Source organism: Acinetobacter halobius, assembly GCF_044130335.1.
Classification (GTDB): domain Bacteria; phylum Pseudomonadota; class Gammaproteobacteria; order Pseudomonadales; family Moraxellaceae; genus Acinetobacter.
Map to the genome: position 1 here is coordinate 21,933 of NZ_JBIQOD010000001.1, position 22,916 is coordinate 44,848.

At 43.2% G+C, this 22,916-nt stretch carries 15 protein-coding genes and 1 pseudogene; 3 read left to right on the plus strand and 13 right to left on the minus strand.

Features of this window, described 5'->3' with window-relative positions; genetic code table 11:
* Positions 1 to 5: 5 nt before the first annotated feature.
* From ACE01U_RS00120 to ACE01U_RS00155, 8 genes are all read right to left on the minus strand, one after another.
* Complete coding sequence (locus ACE01U_RS00120; protein WP_395552982.1) at positions 6 to 821, minus strand: alpha/beta fold hydrolase; 816 nt, start codon at positions 819 to 821, stop codon at positions 6 to 8.
* Between the two features lie 144 nt (positions 822 to 965).
* Positions 966 to 1,232 (minus strand): PAAR domain-containing protein, encoded by a 267-nt coding sequence (locus tag ACE01U_RS00125; protein WP_086209362.1) that lies wholly within the window; start codon positions 1,230 to 1,232, stop codon positions 966 to 968.
* 158 nt (positions 1,233 to 1,390) lie between these two features.
* The gene (rapA, locus tag ACE01U_RS00130; protein WP_086209363.1) at positions 1,391 to 4,228 is read right to left on the minus strand and encodes an RNA polymerase-associated protein RapA; all 2,838 of its coding nucleotides are present in this window, start codon (positions 4,226 to 4,228) and stop codon (positions 1,391 to 1,393) included.
* 137 nt (positions 4,229 to 4,365) lie between these two features.
* Positions 4,366 to 5,052, minus strand: a complete 687-nt coding sequence (locus ACE01U_RS00135; RefSeq protein ID WP_228157006.1) for an RluA family pseudouridine synthase — start codon at positions 5,050 to 5,052, stop codon at positions 4,366 to 4,368.
* Positions 5,053 to 5,183: 131 nt separating this feature from the next.
* A complete protein-coding gene (locus ACE01U_RS00140; RefSeq protein ID WP_395553170.1) occupies positions 5,184 to 6,299 on the minus strand; it encodes an ABC transporter permease in 1,116 nt (371 codons plus the stop codon).
* A gap of 19 nt (positions 6,300 to 6,318) precedes the next feature.
* On the minus strand, positions 6,319 to 7,449 hold the full coding sequence (locus tag ACE01U_RS00145) for an ABC transporter permease (protein WP_395552983.1): 1,131 nt from the start codon (positions 7,447 to 7,449) through the stop codon (positions 6,319 to 6,321).
* Between the two features lie 25 nt (positions 7,450 to 7,474).
* On the minus strand, positions 7,475 to 9,385 hold the full coding sequence (locus ACE01U_RS00150; protein ID WP_395552984.1) for an ATP-binding cassette domain-containing protein: 1,911 nt from the start codon (positions 9,383 to 9,385) through the stop codon (positions 7,475 to 7,477).
* Positions 9,386 to 9,389: 4 nt separating this feature from the next.
* Complete coding sequence (locus tag ACE01U_RS00155; protein WP_110975448.1) at positions 9,390 to 10,406, minus strand: HlyD family secretion protein; 1,017 nt, start codon at positions 10,404 to 10,406, stop codon at positions 9,390 to 9,392.
* 116 nt (positions 10,407 to 10,522) lie between these two features.
* On the opposite strand from ACE01U_RS00155, the gene ACE01U_RS00160 reads away from it, so the two are divergent.
* Positions 10,523 to 11,158: a TetR/AcrR family transcriptional regulator gene (locus ACE01U_RS00160; RefSeq protein ID WP_291373887.1), complete on the plus strand. Its 636-nt coding sequence runs from the start codon at positions 10,523 to 10,525 to the stop codon at positions 11,156 to 11,158.
* On the opposite strand, the gene ACE01U_RS00165 is transcribed toward ACE01U_RS00160, so the two are convergent.
* Positions 11,149 to 12,903 carry an amidohydrolase gene (locus ACE01U_RS00165; protein WP_395552985.1) on the minus strand — a complete coding sequence of 585 codons (1,755 nt, stop codon included), beginning with the start codon at positions 12,901 to 12,903 and terminating at the stop codon, positions 11,149 to 11,151. The two genes, ACE01U_RS00160 and ACE01U_RS00165, sit on opposite strands and share 10 nt — an antisense overlap.
* A gap of 153 nt (positions 12,904 to 13,056) precedes the next feature.
* Entirely contained in the window at positions 13,057 to 13,941 is an 885-nt protein-coding gene (locus ACE01U_RS00170) for a LysR family transcriptional regulator (RefSeq protein WP_086209596.1), read from the minus strand.
* A gap of 108 nt (positions 13,942 to 14,049) precedes the next feature.
* Here ACE01U_RS00170 and ACE01U_RS00175 point away from each other — a divergent pair, with 108 nt between their 5' ends.
* The gene (locus ACE01U_RS00175) at positions 14,050 to 14,625 is read left to right on the plus strand and encodes a chromate transporter (protein WP_086209370.1); all 576 of its coding nucleotides are present in this window, start codon (positions 14,050 to 14,052) and stop codon (positions 14,623 to 14,625) included.
* Positions 14,622 to 15,137: a chromate transporter gene (locus ACE01U_RS00180; protein ID WP_395552986.1), complete on the plus strand. Its 516-nt coding sequence runs from the start codon at positions 14,622 to 14,624 to the stop codon at positions 15,135 to 15,137. The genes ACE01U_RS00175 and ACE01U_RS00180 overlap by 4 nt, the downstream gene beginning before the upstream one ends.
* 145 nt (positions 15,138 to 15,282) lie before the next feature.
* On the opposite strand, the gene ACE01U_RS00185 is transcribed toward ACE01U_RS00180, so the two are convergent.
* The 3 genes and pseudogenes from ACE01U_RS00185 to ACE01U_RS00195 form a co-directional block, all read right to left on the minus strand.
* On the minus strand, positions 15,283 to 16,680 hold the full coding sequence (locus tag ACE01U_RS00185; protein ID WP_395552987.1) for an efflux transporter outer membrane subunit: 1,398 nt from the start codon (positions 16,678 to 16,680) through the stop codon (positions 15,283 to 15,285).
* A 21-nt stretch (positions 16,681 to 16,701) separates the two neighbouring features.
* Positions 16,702 to 19,805 (minus strand): annotated as a pseudogene (locus ACE01U_RS00190) (efflux RND transporter permease subunit).
* Positions 19,802 to 22,915, minus strand: a complete 3,114-nt coding sequence (locus tag ACE01U_RS00195; protein WP_395552988.1) for a multidrug efflux RND transporter permease subunit — start codon at positions 22,913 to 22,915, stop codon at positions 19,802 to 19,804. Before ACE01U_RS00195 ends, ACE01U_RS00190 begins: the two are co-directional and overlap by 4 nt.
* Between the last annotated feature and the right edge of the window lies 1 nt (position 22,916).

Here is a 22,916-nt window from a genome sequence, read left to right on the forward strand (position 1 = left end):
GGGGTTTAGTTAACTTGGCCTTGTTTTTCAATCAATTGCTGTACAAAATCTGCAGTCTGTTCAGGTTTCTCAAGTGGAAACATGTGGCTACCTTCTAGCACACTATAGTTGATGCCATAGGTTTTTTTCATCCCTTGTGGCAAACCCTGCTTATAAAAATGACTATTTTTTGCAGTAATAAGATGTATTGGCATCTTAGGTGCTTTGCATGGGGTACGCCACCACCATGCAGGGACTGTTCTAAAAATTTTGGCTTCAGTCTGTTTAGGAACAGCAAGTGTCACGCCACTTCGTATTGGATCAACTTTCAAACCGCACTCAATAAAATCAGCAAAACACTGTTCATCAAAGTCCTTAAAAATACGATTCGGTCTCAGTGTTTGACTGGCTTGTTCAAGGCTTTCCCAATGATCTCGACGCTTAACGGTGACTGCCGCTGGGGTCAATTTATCAACCGACTTTGAACCCAGTTTTTGCAAAGCTTCAAATAAAAATGCTTTAGGCCCAATCACAAATGGTGGGTCCATGATAATCACTTGCGAAAACAGCTGTGGTTTTTTATAGGCCGCCATCAAAGTGAGTAAGGAACCAAAAGAATGCCCTAAACCAATCACTTGTTGCTGGGGGAACTGCTGTTCTATATCTAAAATGACTTGATCCACCAACGCTTCCCAACGATATTCCACAGGATAGTGCGGATCTAGACCAATCATCGGAATGGCTTTAACATTAAAATCGTTGCTTAAAAAACGGAATAACTTTTGATAACTAGCAGATGGAATACCATTTGCATGGGTAAAGTGTAAGGCAGGTTTGCTCATATCTCTTTAAATCTATTTTTTCATACCGTGTTTACCATAGTCATTTTTGAAAATGAACGGAATGGCAAGACATGAAACATACGTCCCAACATTTGAGCATTTATGCCAGTTTCATGACTAGCAATAGAAGCATTCTAAATGACATCACTTGGCTGAAACTGTTAAGTTCTGATTACCTAGAAAAGTAGCGCCACAATTAGTTTTGTCTCCTGCAATCACCACAGCACGCCCCAAGACTGTTGTGCTCTGGTCTGTTGCAATCGCAGAAACCACCATTCGGCACTTCGGACAAAAGTGTTTCATTCCATTTAAGTGCACAGCGATACCATTAATTACGAAACTGTTTTCGCACTCAATGACTACACCACCATGTGTTGTTTTTGAACCCATTGTGATTAAAGCTTTAGGCATAATTTATTATTCGATAAGTTAGAGTTTTAATGCTGAAAATTCTAGCATAAGCAAGCGCTTAAAATTTCAATAGATTACTTTTCAAATACAACGTAGACATCCCTTTTTGAAGTTCATTAAAAAAGCACCCGAAGGTGCTTTTCATACAGCAATTGCGATTATGGTTTAACTACAACCATCACTTGAATGGCTTCTGGTGTGACCGATAGGCCATCGAGTAAACCAAGACCTTCTTTTTGCAGTTTTTGTAGACGCAAAATTTCATCTTCACGAATACTCGGATTAAACTGCTTTAAGTAAGTCAGACGGTCAATTTCGTATTGCCACTTACTACCGTAGACTTCTTTCGCTTGTTGCACAAAATTCGGTAAAGCCGAACGTGCAAGCTCTAATGCTTGCACATAACGCTGTTCAATCACTTCACGGCGTGCTTTCACCACTTGGCGACAGCTATTACCATCCAAATGATGCAAATACGGTTTTAAAATTTCAGGCGCAATTTTCTGCGACAGGTCTTGACCTTTTTCACTCAGCAAGACGCGAACCAATTGTTGCGGTAAGCTTGAAGGTAAATTCAATGCTTTCGGTGCCACCACATCGACCTTAAACCAAACTTCTAACAGCACCGAACCTTGCGGTAAAGCAGCTGACTTCAACACTGCAACGTTAGTACTACCAAAACCTTGAGTGTTGATCATTTCCATCACACTTTCAGTAAATGGATGCTCAAGGGTTAAATACTGAGCATCTTCACGTACCTGAGCCTGATCACGATAGAAAGTCGCTGTCATACCTTCTTCATCCAAGGTTAAACCTTGAACTTGCATTTGATCGGTTGGTTTAATGATGACTGTACCATTGCTTTGCTCGTCAAAATCAATATTTGTCGACGCCATAAAGCGCTTCATAAACATTGGCAAAGTGGTATTGTCATCATATTCTTCAAGCGCTTGCACGATTTCTTGCGCCACAATTGGGCGGCATGAGTTGTATTCAAGCAAACGGTCACGACCTGATTGTAACTCAGCCTCTAATGCTTCGCGTTGTACGCTGACCGCTTCGAGTAAATCATCAAACTGCTGACCTTTATCTGCCAGTAAGCAATCTTTCAATTCAACAATAAAGTTTTCTTGTAAAGTTTGCGCAGTTGGAGAGATATTACTGAAAATATTTAATGCTTCGTTATACCAACGGAACATGCGTTCTTGCGCTGTGCCAATTAGATATGGCACATGAATTTGAATGCGGTTTTCTTGACCAATACGATCCAAACGACCAATACGTTGTTCAAGTACATCTGGGTTTGCAGGCAAATCAAATAAAATCAGATCTGATGCAAACTGGAAGTTACGACCTTCAGAACCAATTTCAGAGCACAGTAAAATTTGTGCACCATAAGACTCTTCGGCAAAGTAAGCCGAGGCTTGGTCACGCTCAAGTAAACTCATGCCTTCATGGAACATCGCGGTACGAATACCTGCATGTAAGCGGAGTACATTTTCAAGTGCTTCAACCACTGGACCACTACGTGCAATCAGCAACACTTTTTTGTGTTTTAAGTCTGTACGTAGTTTTTCCATGAGCCACATGACACGTGGGTCAGCTTCCATCCAAGCACCGTCAAGTTGTGCTTCTTCTGGCCACATTTGTTCACGTAATTTACCGTCTTTAGACCAGTTTTCTGGGGCAGGCAAAGGTGCAGGCTGACAATCACGACCTGGGAAGCCTTGAATAGCTTCACGAGTGTTGCGGAACAAAATACGCCCTGTACCATGACGGTCTAAAAGCTCATGAATGGCACGGAAGCGTTGTTCAGGTGCATCTTCAATGCGGTGCCCCAACAAACCTTCAAGCGCTGTCAAATGCCCTTCTTCAAGTGGCATATCTGACATGAGCACTTCAGCAATTTTTGCAGTTTGCTGATACTGGGTTTCTTCATCCAAGAAGCGATCTAAAGAACTAAAACGCTGTGGGTCAAGTAAACGTAAACGTGCAAAATGGCTTTCTACACCCAGCTGTTCTGGGGTTGCAGTTAACAGCAAAACACCCGGTGTTTTTTCTGCTAACTCTTCGATCAAGTCATAGCGGTCATTGCCACCGTCTTCCTCATTCCACATCAAGTGATGTGCCTCATCGACCACCAACAGATCAAAACCAGCTTCTAGGGCTTGTTCACGTAAGTCATCATGGTCAATCATTAAATCAATTGAGGCAATGATGCATTGTTCTGTTAAAAATGGATTGAGATCAGGGTCATGCTCTTTGATTGAAGCTGTACGGGTTAAATCAAATAACGAGAAGTTCAAATTGAAACGGCGGCGCATTTCAATCATCCACTGATACTGCAGTGAATCGGGTACCAAAATTAGGATGCGTTCTGAACGGCCCGTTTTAAGCTGTTGATGGATGATCAACCCAGCTTCAATGGTTTTCCCTAAGCCGACTTCATCGGCTAAAAGAACACGGGGAGCAAAACGCTGACCCACTTCGTGTGCAATATATAACTGGTGTGGAATCAGGCCGACACGTGAACCAACCATGCCACGTAAAGGACTCGACTTCATATTGGCTTGCATCAACATCGCTTCAATACGTAAGTCGTACCATTCTTTATAGTCAATTTGACTTGCCAATAAGCGATCAAGCGGTTTAGACAACTGAATTTGAGCACCAATGCGAGTTTCATTCAGTGATTTACGCTCTTCTGTGCCATCTTCTAAACGACGTACAACGTTATAACGCACAACGCCGTGACGGTCTTCTTGAGACTCAACGATCCACTTCGTCCCTTCTTGATCTTGCAGCTCATCGTTCACGTTGAAGATGATACGGGATAAAGGTGCATTATTTCGTGCATAAACACGCGTTTCATCACTTTTAGGGAATAAGATGCTGACAGATCGCTCATCTACATCAATAAGAACTCCTAGACCTAGTTCCGTTTCAGTATCTGATAACCAACGTTGACCAATAGCAAACTGCTGCAATTTTTCCACCTTTATCTACAAGTATAGGACTGCAAATTTAATGCTCAAACACTGTTTGATATTTGAGCAAAATTATACACCTTTAAGCAATATATTTTGACATAAAGCTCACTAAAAAAGTGAGCAAATTTGATGATTCCAATGACTTAAAACGGTACTGGACAAATAAATTCGACACGTTCATCCGTTTGAGGATGGTGAAAGCTCAGACGCTCTGCATGTAAACACAATCTTGGCATGATTACTTGCTGTTCAGGAGAAGCATAAAGCGTATCTCCAACGATAGGATGACCTAAAAACTGCATGTGCACACGAAGTTGATGTGAGCGCCCTGTAATTGGGGTGAGTGCTACGCGGGTCACGGACTGGCCCTGTATTTCAAAATGCTCTAAGGCCTTCCACTCCGTCACAGCAGGCTTGTTATGACTGGGCTCTGCAATATGTAACGGTGGACGTGCAGGATCATAAATAACAGGTACATCAACAATACCCTGACCCTCTAAATAACCAGCCACAATCGCTTGATAGGTTTTATCGGTTTGACGTTCTTGAAACTGACGAGAAATGGATTTTTGTCCCCAACGACTGAGAGCAAAAACCAAGATACCAGAAGTATCACGGTCAAGACGGTGGATCAGTAGGGTTTTTGGTTCAAGTCTGACTAAACGATTGATCATGCAATCTTGTAAGTCTTCTGTCTTCCCCGGAACGGTGAGTATACCTGCAGGCTTATGGATGACCATGAAGTCTTCATCTCGATGAATCAGGTGTTCGGTTAGAAAATTACTCAAGGTTCCATTCCAAGCTGATCGCGAAAACAAGCGGGCAATAATAAAAAGCTTAAGCTAGAAATACAATGCAAAAATCGTTTTTTTTGATGCTTAAGCAACATTGAATGCGTTATTTAACGACAAACACATGAACTTCCTCGTATCACATAAAATATGTATCACCCATATTTCCGCTATGACAAACGATTTTTAAATAACCATGCAGCCAAAGGCAAGGTGATCAACGCCAAAATTAGCATTGGCAAAAAGTCCCATTTCACCTGACTAAAGCCTGCACCTTCTAAATATACCCGTTGTACCAAGTCAATACCGAAACGAAGCGGATTGGCATAAGTCAGCCAATTCAACACATTTGGCATATTTTGAACTGGCGTTAATAGACCTGATAAAAGCGTCAAAGGCATAATCAGAAAAAAAGTATACAGCATGGCTTGTTGCATATTCAGCGCAATCGCCGAAATAGACAACCCAACACCAACGACTGCAATATTAAAAGCAAACAATCCAAAATAAATCAGCAACAATGAGCCATTCATCGGGATCTGAAACCAAAACAGGATGATCGCTAAAATAATCGAAGACTGAATCACACCAATCAGTATAGGTGGAATTGCCTTACCAATCATAATCTGCGTCGGTGTGTAAGGCGTCACCAAGAGCTGATCAAACGTTCCCTGCTCCCGCTCCCGCGCCACAGATAAAGCGGAAAGTAAAAGTGTCTGCATCATACTTAATGTTGCAATCAAAGATGGCATCATGCCCCATCTGGACTCTAAATTTGGGTTATACCATGTGCGTGACTGAACGGTAACTGCAGACGTTGAACCCAACCGCTCTTGATTGACCTGAGTCACTATACTGCTGATATAAGAGCCCGCCATGCTTGCCGTAGACGAGTTCCTACCATCCAAGACCACTTGAATTGCTGAAGATTCATTATTATTGAGCTTATCCTCAAAATCTGCGGGAATCGTAATCACTGCAAGTGCTGAACGGTCATTAATGACCTGTTGAATCTGGGCCGTATTCTGCAAATCTGCTGTGCGTTTAAATACACCCGAACCATCCAAATGCGATAGTATTTGCTGCGAAGCCTGACTATGACTTTGGTCCAGCACAGCATAATCTACATGATTGACATCATAACTGGCAGCATAACCAAAGAGCAGAGCTTGCAGAAATATAGGAATAATCAATGTTATCCGATTGGCAGGATCAACCAAAATAGTCAAAAATTCTTTTTTGGTTAGCACCACAAGATAATGAAACCAGCGCTGAAATGTCGCCATGAATTGTTGCATGATGTTCTTACCTCAGACGCTTTTTCAATGTACGCGCTGTAATCACAGTGAGCACGACAATATAAATCAACAAAATGCCACATTCTTTGAGCCATAAAGACCAGTCATCTCCACCTAAAAATAAGGTTTTGACCAATGTCATATAATGTGTTGCAGGCAATACATTGCTAATAATCTGCACCACTAAAGGCAGATTTCGTGTATCAAACACAAAACCTGACAGCATCATGGCAGGCATGAAACTCGCTAAAAGTGCCATTTGACTGGCTTGGAACTGACTTTGCGATACCCCTGAAATCATTAACCCTAGTAATAAAGACACCATTAAATATAAAAATGATGCACTGATCACCGATAAAAGTGATGCGCGAATAGGAACTTCAAATAAGTAATGTGCCGCCAACAGACAGACCACAATATCGACCATACCAATCACGATATAAGGGGCTAACTTGGATAAAACAATTTCCAAAGGGCGAATGGGCGTTACAAACATTGCTTCTAAAGTGCCACGTTCTCGCTCACGTGCAATCAGTAACCCCGTTAAAAATGCACCGACCAAAGTCAAAATCAACACAATCAAACCAGGCACTAAAAACCAGGTACTATTGCCCGACTCATTGAACCACATGCGCTGATCTACACTGATTACACCTGTAGTTGAACTGCTGTTAGTACGGTCAGCTTGTATTGAACTCACCGTATTTAAAGCACTGGCAATATAGCCCTGTAGTGAAGACGCTATACTGGTGGAACGACCATTATTGATAATCTGCACCGTGGCAGAACCATTGGCATATTGCGCTGCAAAATCACTGGGCATATTGAGAATGGCATCAATATCATCATTCCCCATTGCCGCTTGCGCTTGTGCAAAACTTGGATAATGGATCACTGTGATATATTTCGAGCCGTTTAAACCACTGAGGACTTGGCTACTTTGTGGTGTCGGATTTTGATCGACCACACCGACACGACCATTGGTCAAGTCAAAAGACAGGCCGTATCCAAAAAGCAATATCAAAATAATGGGTAAAATAAAACCGATCGCCATGCTACTTTTATCACGCAATAACTGCTTCGTCTCCTTGCGTGTCAGTGCAATGAGCCTTGTCCAAAATGCTGAGCGATGACTCATACAGCTCTCCTCATTTGATCTCGTCTCATACGCTCGCCTCTTTTACTTGCTGACTCGCACGAGATTGCTCCACAATGGCAATAAAAGCACTGTTCATATCATTGACACCTTCACCATGCACCATACTTCGGATGTCTTTGGGTGTACCAAGTGCCAACATTTTCCCTGCATCCTGAATCGCGATACGATCGCAATATTCTGCTTCTTCCATAAAATGTGTGGTGATAATAATAGTAATGCCTTGATTGGCGAGCTCACCAATGGTGTACCAGAACGCACGTCGCGCCAATGGGTCGATACCACTGGTCGGTTCATCTAAAAACACAATTTCAGGCTGATGTAACAGTGCTGCTGCCATCGACAAACGCTGCTTAAAGCCATTGGGTAAATCACCACTTTTAGCATGTGGCTTGAGTTCAAACTGATGTAATGCCTGATCAATTTGTTGCTTTAGATGTTTGCCTGATAATCCATACGCACCGCCAAAAAACTTTAAGTTATCCAAAACACTTAAGTTGCCATATAGGGCGAATTTCTGAGATACATAACCAATTTTGGCTCTCGCTTGTGCACGTGCTGTACGCAGATTCATCCCCGCTACTTCGAGTACACCACTACTGGCAGGAAGCAGACCACACAGCATACGAAACGTCGTGGTTTTGCCGGCACCATTTGGCCCGAGCAATCCGAAAATTTCCCCGCGTGATACATCAAACGAGGTACTGGCCACGGCTGTAAAATCACCAAATGTACGCACGAGATCCTGAACCACAATGACAGGTGCTTCTGCGTTACTATCTAAATCTGCGTTGCTGTCTAAACGCACTTTCGTATTGGGGACTTTTTCAGCATTGATCGGCTTGGTCTGAACGATATTCGCATTAATGCTCTGCTCATTGCTTTGGGCATAGCTTTGATCTGTGTTTAATCCTGTTATCGCCAGTTCGTTATTCTCAGCCACACCTGAGTCTACGGTGTTTTTTTCTACATGCTTTGCTTCATGCAAAAGCAACATAAATGCATCTTCAAGTTCTGCTGCTCTCGCTTCTGCAACAACACCTTGTGGCAGTTGATCAGGCGGAAGAATCGGATGTTCAGTTCGGGTAATAAAACGTACCACATCGCCTTTAGGCACTGCATCTGCAATGTATTTGTGATTATCCAGTAGATGTGCTTGTAACACCCTCGCCTTCATCCCTTGACTCGGTTTCACTTGCCATGTTTGACCTTTGGCATAGTCTGTCAGTGCTTCAGGTGAACCCTGTTTGAGGACTTGCCCCTCCAACATGACATACACATCATGACAACGTTCCGCTTCATCCATATACGCTGTGCTGATAATGACACTCAAGTTCTCATCTTTCACTAACTGTTCAATGATGATCCACAAATCACGGCGTGATAGCGGGTCAACCCCAACACTGGGTTCATCGAGGAGTAATAACTCTGGTGAACGAACTAAAGTACAAGCCAAGCCCAACTTTTGCTTCATCCCTCCAGATAACTTCCCCGCAGGTCGCTCTGAAAATCGTGCTAAATCGGTAATTTTAAGCAAGCGATCAAAGCGTTCTTTACGTACATCCGCAGGTACACCATGTAGGTCGGCATATAAATCTAAATTTTCTTGAATGCTTAAATCTTCATATAAACCAAATTTCTGAGGCATATAGCTGATACGATCTTGTACAGACTGAGGGTCTTTGGCCACATCAATCCCAAGAACTTCCAAGCTTCCAGCAGTAGGCTCATACAAACCTGCAATCAATCTCAGCAATGTGGTTTTCCCCGCGCCATCAGGCCCAACCAAAGCAGCCAATTGTCCTGCCTTGATTTGCATATTCAGTCCTTGCAGCGCGTACACATCTTCAGCGCCTTTTTGCTCAGCTTTGAAAACTTGCTTTAAATCCTGAGCGATCATCACGCAATCTGAAGACATCGACTTACTCGCTTGTTTTTGCTTTGGAAGATTTATCAATATTGACCGTCACAGGTTGTCCCATTTTCAACTGGTCATTCGGATCATTGACATAAATACGAACTTCATAGACCAACGTGGTACGAATGTCCTCGGTCTGAACGGTTTTCGGGGTAAATTCAGCAACAGACGAGATATAACCAATTTTTCCAGTGATCGGCTGATCTGGTTGTGAATCACGCAGAATGGTGGCCGTTGACCCCATTTTGATTTGTCCAAGCTCTGTCTCACTGGCATAGACGCGTACCCATTTTGGATCAGTTAAAGCAATGGTATAAACCGATTTGCTAGATGTCGTCATATCGCCCACCTCTTGTAAGCGTGCCCGTACAACACCATCCACAGGTGAGCGTAATTCACTTTGTGCAATTTGATATTTGATCAAATCCAAACTCGCTTTAGTCGAATCATATTGTGCTTTTGCCGCTTCGCGATCTTCTTTGCGCACCCCTTTTAACAGCAACTGCAAATTGGCTTCACTTTCACGCAAAGCTGCTTCGGCTGTTTTCATAGTGCTTTTAGCTGTATCAACTTCTTGCTTACTCACCGCTTGGCCTAGCGAACTATTGTTTAACACCGCTAGACGTTGATATTGTTTATCGGCATTTTCGAGTTGTGCTTTAGCTGATCCAACTTGTGCCTTTGCTTGGGCAATCTCTTCAGGTCGATTGCCCGCGGCTTGCTCATTTAAAGTTTGCTGTTGAACCTGCAATTGCGCATCCGCTTGTTGGGCTTGGATACTTAAAGATTCAGTATTTAAATGCGCTAGCACTTGGCCTTTTTTGACACGATCACCTTCCTGAACAGTCATATTTTTAATACGCCCTGCGGTTTCAAAAGCAAGAGAGACTTGTCGAATATCAACATTGCCATACAACACGATGTGCTGTGCATCGTCCTTATCTCGATTCAACCACCAATATGCGACTGCCGATCCAAGCAAGACCAATCCAATCAGCACCGCGACGTGACTCTTTTTCATGCACACCAGACCTTTGCTTATTTTTAATACAAGTTTAAATTTAAATTAAATTTAAACTACAATAATTAAGTAAAAAAAGATATACTCCTCTCATAATTTTTTACGCAGAGTAAACAATGTCTAGAGCTGGACGTAGCGATGGTGACTTAACCAAGTCGAAAATTTTGGATGCAGCAGGTCGTTTAATTGCTCAGAATGGTTTTGCAAAAACCACCAGCAAAGCGATTGCGAAGCTTGCCGAAGTCGATTTGGCTGCCATTAACTATCACTTCGACGGTCGTGATGGTCTATATCGTGCCGTATTAGCCGAAGCACATACGCATTATATTGATGAAGAAAAGCTATTGGCTTTATTAAACAGCTCCCGCACCCCAACTGAAAAACTAGAAGTTTTTTTTGAAACCCTGATCAGCAAATTGGTTGAAACGGATGTGTGGCACAGCAAAGTATTTATTCGTGAACTTTTTTCGCCCACCACACATTTATACGATTTTATGCAAACTGAGGGCGCAAGAAAATTTTTATTAATCAAAAAGATCATTAGCCAAGTCTCAGGTATTGATGAAAACCACCCTGCATTATTAGCCTGCGTTTTGAGCACAGTTGCACCGTGCATGATGCTGATTCTCGCTGATTCAAACTTACCTGGACCACTTAAAAATGTTTCGAAAGTTGAACCTGCGCTTTTGGTCAAACATCTCATGACCTTTTCAGTCGCAGGTTTAGCCGCCGCTAAACAACTTTATCTTTGATAAACCAACTGTCCTTGCTTATAAGTTGCAAGGACTTTGATGTCTTTGATTTTAGACGGTTCAATAGTGATTGGATTGGCGCTTAAAATAACAAAGTCACCGTATTTCCCTGTACTTAATGTGCCTTTAATATCTTCTTCAAAATACTGATATGCAGCCCAGTCTGTCATCGTTTTAAGTCCGATATACGGGCTGACTTTCTGCGCCTCACCCAAAACTTTGCCTGTTCGTGTAGTGCGATTAACCGTTGCATCCAGTACCATCATGCTTTTCGGTGGGATGACAGGAGCATCATGATGCTCGGTGAAAATTATGCCTTTTCTTAAAGCCGAACCTGTCGGTGAAATATGTTCAGCACGCTTTTCACCTAATGTTTGTGCCACATGCCAATCCCCCCAGTAGTAGGTATGCAAAGAAAAAAATGAGGGAATTAGGTGAAGCTGTTTCGCCCGATCCAGTTGATCTTCACGCATGGTTTGCGCATGAATAATCACATCACGTCGCTTTGAAGCATCATACTTCTTTTGCGCATTGGCAATCACATTGAGGTATTGATCAATCGTGGCATCACCATTGGCATGTGCCAAAATAGGCCATTGTTTCTCGAAAGCCAAATCAATCATTTGCTGAACTGTTTTTTGTTCTGGAAATGCAGGATAACCACGATAGTTTTTATCTTTCCCTTCAGGTGGAACTACATAAGGTTCGGTTAACCATGCTGTTTTACCTTGGGGTGAACCATCTAAACTAATTTTCACGCCACCAATTCTAAAGTGATTCACATAATTTTTACTTACTCCTTTTTCAAGCATATATGCCTGTTCAGAACTAATATCGGGATAAGAGACAACATCAATCGCTAATTTGTTTTGATTGGCCAAACTACGCCAAAGCTCTGAAGTGCCACGATCAGCTCGTCCCTCTTGTACCGTGGTATAGCCATTTGCCATATAGGTCTGTACTGCAGTCAATGCCATCTGTTGCATGATTTCAGGTGGTACGGTTTTAAAAGCTTGCATCATTGCCTCAATCACGACACTTTCTTCCAGTACACCATTTGGAATATTTGTCCCGACCACGCGTCGAATCACCCCACCACTAGGATTGCTACTTTTTTCATTAATGCCTAACAATTCGAGTGCCTTGTGATTTGCAGAAGCCAAATGTCCAGACTGATGCAAAATCAGCACGGGTTGAGTCGTTGAAATCTGATCTAAGTCCGAGGCTGTCGGATGGGCTTTCTCTTGTAGCTGGGCGTCATCATAACCATTGCCAATCATCCAACCAGAAGTGGCTTTTATAAACTGTGGATTTTGCTTTGCCCACGCCTTCATTTCTTGAACCAATGTGGCAATACTCACCACCTTGCCATCTGGTGGCGGATATAAATTAGCCACGGTTTGCTGCATACCGACAGAGTTTAAATGGCTATGTGCATCAATAATGCCTGGGATGACTGTCTTGTGATTCAAATTCAAACGTTTCGCATGTGGCGCAAGCTTTTCAGCCGTGGACAATGCGCCTGTATAACGGATCTTTCCATCTTGAATTAACATGGCATCGACATAGCTGGGCTGCATGCCTTGCATGGTTAAAATGGGGCCACCATAGACCAACAAGGCATTTTTCATTTGTTGTTGTGTATTTGAAACCGTGCTAGACGGACTGGATGTACAACCGCTTGTCAACAACACAGAGGAAGAAAGCACAGTTATGAGTGCAAAAGAAACTTTATTAAAAAACATGGGCTAAACACCTCATATCACTAAATATTATATTTTTACTCTGTACGAGCATTCGTTATATCTATAAAACTTGGATACATCACATCATTACTCTACCTTAGCACTTTAGGTCAGCGCTTGTCAGGCAGAATAAAGTGCTAGATATACAACAGATTATTGTAATAATTTTAAAATGTGCTGCAAACGGATGTGATCTATATTTTCTTTATACACCGCATAAATCGGTGCAATACACGGATTATTGGCCTTGAGCGCTTTATAAACAATCTGCTTATTCCAAAAGTCACGGATGGCTTCAGGCACAATGGATAAACCAATTCCGGCAGCAATCAAATTTAAACTTGAAGTTAAGCGTGGCGCTTCTTGTACGATTTTTGGACTAAATCCAGCTTGATAACAACTGGCCAAAATATTATCAAATAAATCTTGCCCAGCTAAACGTCGGTATAGCACAAAATCATGCGGTTCAAGATCCAGCAAATGAATCGGTTCGGCTTGTTCAGCCAAAGGATGATTGTTGGGTAGAGCCACAATGAGCGGCTCATCCAGTACATGCAAACTGGTTAAACCGAGGCCAATCGGTGCCGGTTTGCGTAAGAACACAATGTCATTTTTTTCATTGCTAATGGAATCAATCAGCGAGCTACTGCCATCTTCTTCCAAATGAATTGAAACACGTGGAAAAGTTTCCCGAAAGTTACGCAGCAACGCTGGTAAAAATGGATGTAAGCCAACCGAGTTGGTAAAGCCAATATTAATCTGACCTTCGACCCCTAAAGAAATATCCTGCACACGTTTGGGAATTAACTGTGCATGCGCCAATATCGCAAGGGCTTCTTTGTACAAAACCTTGCCCGCTTCTGTCACTTCAACACCACGTGGCAAACGCTTTAATAGCTGCGCATTCAGTTCTTCTTCCAAGCTTTTGATAATCCGTGTCAACGGTGGTTGTTGCATATTCAAACGAACAGCGGCATGCGAAATATTACTTTCTTCTACCACTGCAACAAATGCTCTGAGTTTATGGATATCAATCATGTCTGCCCCATCAAACATACTTTTTCAGTATATATAACGTCAAAAATAGCATTTTTCAATATATCTCTACAGGTTCATACTGAGCTCATTCAACAAAAGGTGAAAGACATGAACACTGAAGTGCTCCCTGCTGAACAAATAACCCACCCGACTTCTCGGGAACTATTTGCAGGCTTTATGAAGCTGGGACTCATGGGCTTTGGTGGTGTATTGCCACTTGCACACCAAATGGTTGTAGAAGACCAAAAATGGCTCAACACGGAAGAGTTCACACACTTATTGGGTGTCTGTCAAATCCTCCCTGGTGGAAACATCATCAATATGGCTGTTGCGATTGGCTATGAATTTCAGGGAGTTAAAGGTGCGATTAGTGCCGTTCTCGGATTAATTTTTGCACCGACGGTGATTGTGATTTTGCTGTATGAACTCTATGCACAATTTCAAAGTATCCCCGTGATTCAGCACATGATTCAGGGGCTGGCAGCAGCGGCAGCAGGTTTACTGTTTGCCATGGGTTTAAAGATGTTGAAACCTATTCTGAAAAGTTACCTCACGATCTTTACTATCGCGCTAACCATCGTCTTTATGTTGATCATTAAAATTCCACTGGCACTGACTTTACTGATTTTAGTAGGCATCAATGTCGCGGTCTTAAGCTTGAAAAAAAGAGGAAAAAACGCATGATTTTACTCACCTTAGCCATCGTTTTTACCCAACTTTCTATATTGGCCTTTGGTGGCGGCAATGCCATTTTGCCTGAGATGCAACATCAGGTGGTTGAAGTGCATCGCTGGCTCACTGCTACAGAGTTCAGCACCATGTTTGCCATGGCTCAAGCGGCTCCTGGCCCCAATATGATGATTGTACCTTTGGTCGGCTGGCATGTGGCTGGGCCTGCTGGACTGTTCGTGACTTCACTGGCGAAGTTTGGTCCCTCTTCTGTACTGACTGTATTTGCACTCAAATTTTGGAATCAGTTTAAGGATCACCCACTACGTAGCATGTTTGAAAAGGCATTGAAACCAATTACCGTCGGCTTGGTTTTGGTTAGTGCCTATATTATTGCCACTGCATCTGCTCAGAACTGGTTACTCATCGCAATCGTTATCGTCGCTACTGGTTTAAGCTTAGTGAAAAAAATTCATCCACTGTGGGTCATGCTCTTTGGAGCAGTGTCAGGCGCACTGTTTTTATAAACAGTCTGTTTATTATAATCAGTATCCAATTACACATACTTTCTATTTCACTGTTACTTTCAAATAAATAGTTAAGCCTTGCATCTGAAAACCAAGATGCAAGGCTTTGCCATTTTAGTCAATAAACATGTGAAAAAAGCAAGGGTTAGGAAATATTTCCACCCAATGCAGTGATTAATTGCGCTGTATTTTTTAATTGGATTTTTTGCAACTCTAATGTGCTCTGTTCAGCTTGTAGCCTTAAATTCTGCGCCGTGACCACTTCCAAATAACTCACTAAACCTGCGTTATAACGTCGCATCACCACTTGTTCATTTTCTTTGCTCAGTTGTAGCAACTGAGCTTGTTCCAATTGTTGTTGCTTCAAACTTGAAGTCTGCATTAAGGCATCATCGACTTCCTTCCAACCCGTAAGTACAGCTTGCTTATAGGCTGCTAATTTTTCGTCATAGCTTGCCTGCGCTTGGGCAATTTCAGCTTGACGTTTTCCACCATCAAAAATAACCGAAGCCGCTTCTAATCCCGTAGACCATAAGTATGCAGGGGCTTGGAACAATTGGCCCAACACTTGACTATTTAAACTCGCATTAAGACTAATACTAAGATCTGGTAACCAAGCCGTTTGCGCTAAACCCAACTGCGCATGTGTGCTCGCAAGCTCCCGCTCTGCACGAATCACGTCGGGACGTTGCATGAGTAAACGACTGGGTAGCTGCGCAGGTACAGCAGGAATACTCAAACGTTGCTGACGTTTTGCCAATTGAAACTGAGCCACACTTTTACCCTGTAAGACTGACAGCACATTTTCCTGTAAATTGCGTTCACGCTGCGTTTCGATTTGCTGTATTTGCACTTGTTTCAACTGCGTTTCTGCCTGTATCACATCTGCCCGCGCAATCATCCCTGCTGTATATTGATTTTTTAAAATTTGCACCGAACGTAGGTAACTTTTTTGGGTTTGCTGTAATACATCAAGCTGCGCATCCAAAACACGAATGTTCCAATAAGCCTCAGTCGCCAATAATTGCTGATTTAACTTGACTGCGGCTAAGTCAGCCTGCACCGCTTCTAAATTTGCCTGTTGTTCCTCTATCGCTTTTGCTACACGTCCCCACACATCGGGAATCCAACTGGCCTGAACCCCTGTACTAAACTGGCTATTTGGAGAAACATGCTTTGCACCATTACGGTTGGCAGCGCCTTCTAAGCTTAGATTGACAGAACGACTGGCTTTTTGCTGCTCAAGTAAAGCATTGGCTTGTCTATAGCGTGCTTCGGCCTGTTTTAGATTTAAGTTTTCTGCATTTAACTGTTGCAACAGTTGACTTAAAATAGGGTCTTGATAAATGTCCCACCATGCAACTGCCTTACCTTTTAACTTTGCGGTTTCTGTCCAATTAAGCATCGCATATTTGTATTGATCAGCCACTTGAATTATCGGTGTTTTATATTCAGGAGGACGTACGACCGCCGTAGAACTACATGCAGTCAACAACAATACACAACTTAGGCTGAAGACATTTTTATAAACCAAACCTGACATTCTATTTTCCTATTTCTTTATCTATTTGCCTAAGCTTTGCAGCATAAATTTACGTTTAAATCTTGAACAAGATACAGCCCATTTCTCAAAGAGCAGATACAAAACAGGCGTTGTATACAAAGTTAAAAGCTGTCCAAGCGCCAAACCACCCACAATGACTACACCTAAAGGTTGACGTAACTCTGCCCCTTCACCCCAACTACAAGCCAGCGGAATCGCACCCAATAATGCTGCGGTATTGGTCATTAAAATCGGACGAAAACGTAGAGCCGCAGCAGACAACACAGCTTGATATGCTGACTTTCCTGCACGCCGTTCATATAAAGTAAAATCAATCAATAAAATGGCATTTTTCACCACGATACCAATAAGTAAAAACATGCCCAATAATGCAATCAGGGTAAACTCAAAGTTAAATATCCATAAGGTCAACAGTGCACCCAAAGCCACAGCAGGTATAGTCGATAAAATCGTTAATGGATGCACCACACTTTCATAGGTCACCCCAAGCACGATATAAATCAGCACAATCACCGCAAGAATCAGTAAGGGGGTGCTTAATCCCGCTTGTAAACTTTCTGCCTCGACATCTTTATCTGTGGTCATAAAAACGTTGTTTGGCAACATCACTTCAGTGAGGACAGATCGGATCGCGGCATCAGCCTGTTCATAGCTATAGCCCTGTTTCACCACATAACCAATACCCATCGCGGCGTATTGATTACGTCGATACACCCGATCATTGGTAATTCCATAAGACCATGTCGCAAAGTTACGCAGTGGCACAGCCTGTCCATCTTTATTGGGAACCTATTGGCTAAGGATTCAGGATGTTCCGTGAAGTGTTTATCTACTTCCATGACCACATGAAACTGTTGGGTCTGATCATAAATGGTTGAAATCTGGCGCTGTGAAAATGAATTATTCAATACACTCGAAATGCTTTCAATATCAACGCCCAAACGACGTGCTGCTTCACGGTCTACATCTAGGGTGACATGCTGTGCACCTTCATCCCCCATGGTTTCCACCTCCTCAAGTTCAGGCAGTTTTTGCATGGCCTGTGCAACTTTCGGCACCCATTTGCGTAGCTGTGCAACCTCGTCTGACTGTAGTAACAGCATATAATCTTGACCACTGCCACTTGAAAAAGGATCATCCAGTTCTAACTCCTGTTCCACACGCGCTGAGAAAATTGCTCCAGCCTGCCACGGCGCATTTTTTTTCATACGCTCGACAATGGCATGTGAGCTTTGCCCCTCACGTTCCGATTTGGGTTTTAAACTCACCATGAAAAAGGAATTGGTGGTTCCGCCTGCTCCCCCTGAAGTTCCAACCACATCTTTTACAGCAGGATCACTCAACAAGCTTTGGCTAAAGGCTGCAATTTTGGGTTGCATAATTTGAAAAGAAAACCCGTCATCACCACGAATAAAAGCCTCAACTCGTCCTGTATCTTGCTCAGGCAATACTCGTTTAGGGAGGTGCTGATAGACATAGAATGAGGCCCCAATCGCACCTAGCCAAAATAAAATCACGACATAGCCATGTGCTAGCATCCATTTTAAAGATATTAAATAAGCATGATTGAACTGCTGCATGCAACGATGGCTAAATTGATATAAAGGCTGATGTTGGTCGCTCTCTAACGGTTTTAAACAACGTGCAGATAAGCTTGGTGTTAGTACCAAGGACACCAAAACGGATAACACTACAATAAAAACTAAGGTCAGTGAAAACTCACGGAACAGCCGCTCAATCACACCGCCCATAAACAGCACTGAAATGAAAATCACCACCAATGCCAAATTCATGGCCACTAAAGTCAGCCCCACCTCCTGAATCCCTTTAATGGCGGCCTGTACAGGAGAATCTCCCTGCTCAATATGACGCTCAATGTTTTCTAGCACCACAATCGCATCATCCACCACCAATCCAATAGCGACAATCACCGCCATAATAGAGAGGTTGTTTAACGAAAAGCCTGCCAAATACACCAAACTACACGCCCCGACCAAAGTCACCAGCATGGCAATACTTGGTACAAGGGCGCTTTGTACACGCCCTAACATTAAAGCAACGACAATAATCACCAACAGCATGGAAAACAACAGCGTATCTCGGGCTTCCGCTAAGCCTGCGCGAATGATTTCAGAACCATCCATTACCGTAGTCAATTGTGCGTCTGCGGGTATGAGTGATTTTAGTTCAGGCAGTTTTTCTTTGATTTGATCAATGGTCGCCACGGTATTGGCATTGGGTTGACGGCTGATTTTGATAATCACCGCGGGTTTACCATTATGAAAACCACTGACATAGCGGTTTTCAACAGAATCTTGCACCTCCGCCACATCTTTTAAACGCACAATTGCTTGAGCATTACGATGAATCACCAAGTTGGCAAAATCTTGCGCTTGTTTTAAATCATGCGACAGTGCAACTTGCCAACGAAGTTGATCGCTTTCAACCACACCTAAAGCTTGTACCGTATTACTTTTTTCAATTGCAGTACGAACTTGTTCCAATGAAACACCCTGTGCAATGAGTGCATTCGGATTTAAGGTGATCCGCACCGCAGGCATAGACGCGCCATCAATTTCAACCTCACCAACTCCACTTATCTGCGCAAGATTGGGCTGAAGTTGATTGCTGGCAATTTCATATAATTTACCCGCAGATAAATGCTCTGAACTCAATGCCAAATAAAAAATTGGGCTTTGGCTGGGATTAACCTTGAAATATTCAGGTGGGCTAGGCATCCCTGATGGAAGTTGCGACATTGCAGCATTAATCGCAGCCTGTACTTCTCTCGCCGCTTCATTAATGTCCGTATCTAAGTCAAAGTGCAAAGTGACTTGCGTTGCATTTTGACTACTGGAAGAGTTAATCGCTTTTACCCCAGAAACGCCCATCATAGCCCGTTCTAAAGGTGTTGCAACGGTCGCCGACATACTTTCAGGACTTGCCCCAGGTAAACTGGCCCGCACCACAATGGTCGGAATATCTGCCTGAGGTAAAGACGCCACGGGTAAGCGGAAATACGCCAATACACCAAGCAACACAATTGCAATGCCCAATAACACACTGGCAACAGGACGATGAACCAAAGCAGAGAGCAGTTTCAAGACTCGCTCCTTGTTCCATCAAGTTCTAGTAAAGGCGGCTTCGTCTTTTGAAAAGCATGCTGTAAACGGTCAAAAAACAAATAAACCACAGGCGTAGTAAATAGGGTCAGCACCTGACTTAAAATCAAACCACCAACCATGACAATTCCTAGAGGCTGGCGTAATTCAGCCCCCGAACCAGATGCCAACATGAGTGGAATAGCACCGACCAATGCCGCCAATGTCGTCATTAAAATCGGGCGGAATCGCATCAACGCCGCCTGATAAATCGCTTGCTGAGGCGAAAGACCCTCTTGGCGCTGCGCTGCCAAAGCGAAGTCCACCATCATGATGCCATTTTTCTTCACCAAACCGATCAATAAAATAATGCCGATTAAAGCAATCATATCGAGTGGTCGACCTACCATAAACAGCGCCAATAAAGCACCGATTGCCGCAGATGGTAAGGTTGAAAGAATAGTGATGGGATGAATAAAGCTTTCATACAACATTCCAAGCACGATATACATGGTCACAATCGCTGCAATCACCAACCAAAAGGTATGCTGTTGCGAGTTTTCAAATGCAGCAGCAGCCCCTTGTAGCTGAAGCTTAACTTCAGCAGGTAAATTGAGCTGCTGTTCTACACGTTGAATGGCTTGGATGGCATCTCCCAAAGCGACGCCGGTTGCAAGGTTAAAAGAGATACCGTTGGCAGGAAATTGAGCTTGCTGCTGTAAAATAATTGGGACACGTTTTTGCACAATACTGGCCACAGAACTGAGTAAAATCGGCTCTCCGCTGGCATTATGGATATAGCTTTGTTCTAAAGCTTGTATACCTTGAGTTAATTCTGGCGCCAGCTCGAGCACAATGCGGTACTGATTCGACTGGGTATATAAAGTTGCAATTTGTCGCTGTGCAAATAGATTTTGCAAAGCCAAACTAATGTCTTCTACTGTTAAGCCGAATCTCGCTGCTGCATCTCGATTGACATCAATATACGCCTGTAAACCTTGCCCAGCATTTTCACTGCTCACTTCTGCAAACTCAGGTTGTTGGCGTAAAGCATCTACCAAGACAGGTGTCCATAACGCTAACTCTGTGTTTTTTGCTGCTGTCAAACTGAGCTGATATTGGGTTCGACTAATTTTATCTTCAATACTTAACTCCTGCACAGGTTGCATCCAAGCTTGAATACCCTGAACATGAACCAACTCTTCACGCAGACGTGCCATCACTTGATCTGCACCCGCTCGTTCTGCATGGGACTTTAAGTTAATAAGAATTCGGCCATTACTGAGTTTCGGGTTATTGGCATCAATACCAATAAATGAAGACAGGCTTTCAACAGCGGGATCTTTTAAAATTTTAGCCACTAGTGCTTGCTGGCGCTCACTCATGGCTTGAAATGAAATATCGTCTGGGGCTTCGGTCACTACTTGGATAACGCCACTGTCCTGCACAGGGAAAAAGCCTTTCGGAATCATCCAATACAAGAACCCTGCGAATAACACTGTACTGAGCATAACTGTCAGTGTCAGGGTTTGATGCCGAAATACCCATTGTAAAGCTTTTCCATACTGCTGAATGATGCCATCCAAACTCCATCTATTCGCTGAAGTTTGATGCTCTGCTTCTTTTAGTGAAGCTTTGCCTTTGAGCAAATAAGCACACATCATCGGCGTTAAGGTTAAAGAGACCACTAGAGAAATCGCAATTGCAGCTGCCAAAGTCACCGCAAACTCATGGAACAAACGTCCGACGACATCACCCATAAACAGTAGCGGGATGAGAACTGCGATCAATGAAATGGTTAAAGAAATGAGCGTAAAACCAATTTCCTTCGACCCTTTAAATGCCGCTTGCATCAGGCTTTCACCCGCTTCACGATGTCGTGCAATATTTTCCAACATCACAATCGCATCATCCACCACAAAACCTGTGGCAATGGTCAGCGCCATTAAAGTCAGGTTGTTGACTGAAAAACCTAAAAAATACATCAGTACAAACGTACCAATGATTGAAAGTGGAACGGCAATACTCGGAATAATGGTGGCAGATAAATTTCTCAAAAAGAGAAAAGTCACCATGACGACTAAACAGACTGCAAAAACCAATTCCTTTTGTACATCGTGGATTGAACTACGAATACTCTCGGTACGATCGGTCAGTACACGAATTTTGACGTTTTCGGGCAGGTTCTTTTGCAGCTCAGGCAACAACTGCTTAATCTGATCGGCCACTTGAATCACGTTGGCATTCGGTTGGCGCTGTACATTCACCAAAATGGCGGCTTGACTGTCTGCCCATGCCGCCATATAGCGGTCTTCACTGCCTTCAATCACCTGTGCCACATCTTTTAATCGAATTGGGGCACCGTTATTCCAGCGTAAAATAAGGCTTTCATAGTCTCCAATTGAACGAATTTGATCATTGGCATCCAGCATCGTACTGCGATATGGCCCATCAAAACTGCCTTTGGGTTGACTGGCATTGGCGGCATTAATTGCCGTGCGGACATCTTCGGCACTTATTTTATAAGCGGCAAGTGCAGCAGGATTCATTTGCACCCGTATTGCTGGTCGTTGCCCACCAGCAAGGCTCACCATACCCACACCGGTCAGTTGAGATAGCTTTTGTGCCACCCGAGTATCCACCATGTCATAAACCGTGGTGAGGGGTAAAGTTTCTGAACTAATTGCTAAGGTAATGACCGGCACATCGGCCGGATTGACCTTTCGATATACAGGTGGTGTTGGCAAATCACTTGGCAATTTACTGCTGGCAGTGCTTAGTGCAGATTGTACTTCTTGCTCCACTACACCCAGTTCAGCACTTAACTCAAACTGTAAGGTAATGACAGATGCCCCGACAGAACTCTGCGAAGACATTTGTTTTAAGCCCGCAATTTTGCCCATTTCCCGTTCAAGCGGTGCGGTGATAGTCCGTTGTACCGTGTCGGGGTTTGCCCCAGGCTGAAAGGTATACACCTGAATAATGGGATAATCGACCTGTGGTAGGGCTGATACGGGTAAAAGTCGCCAAACCAATAGTCCACTAAACAGCAATGCCAACATCAACAACGTGGTTGCGACTGGACGGACAATAAAGAACTTTGAAATATTCATG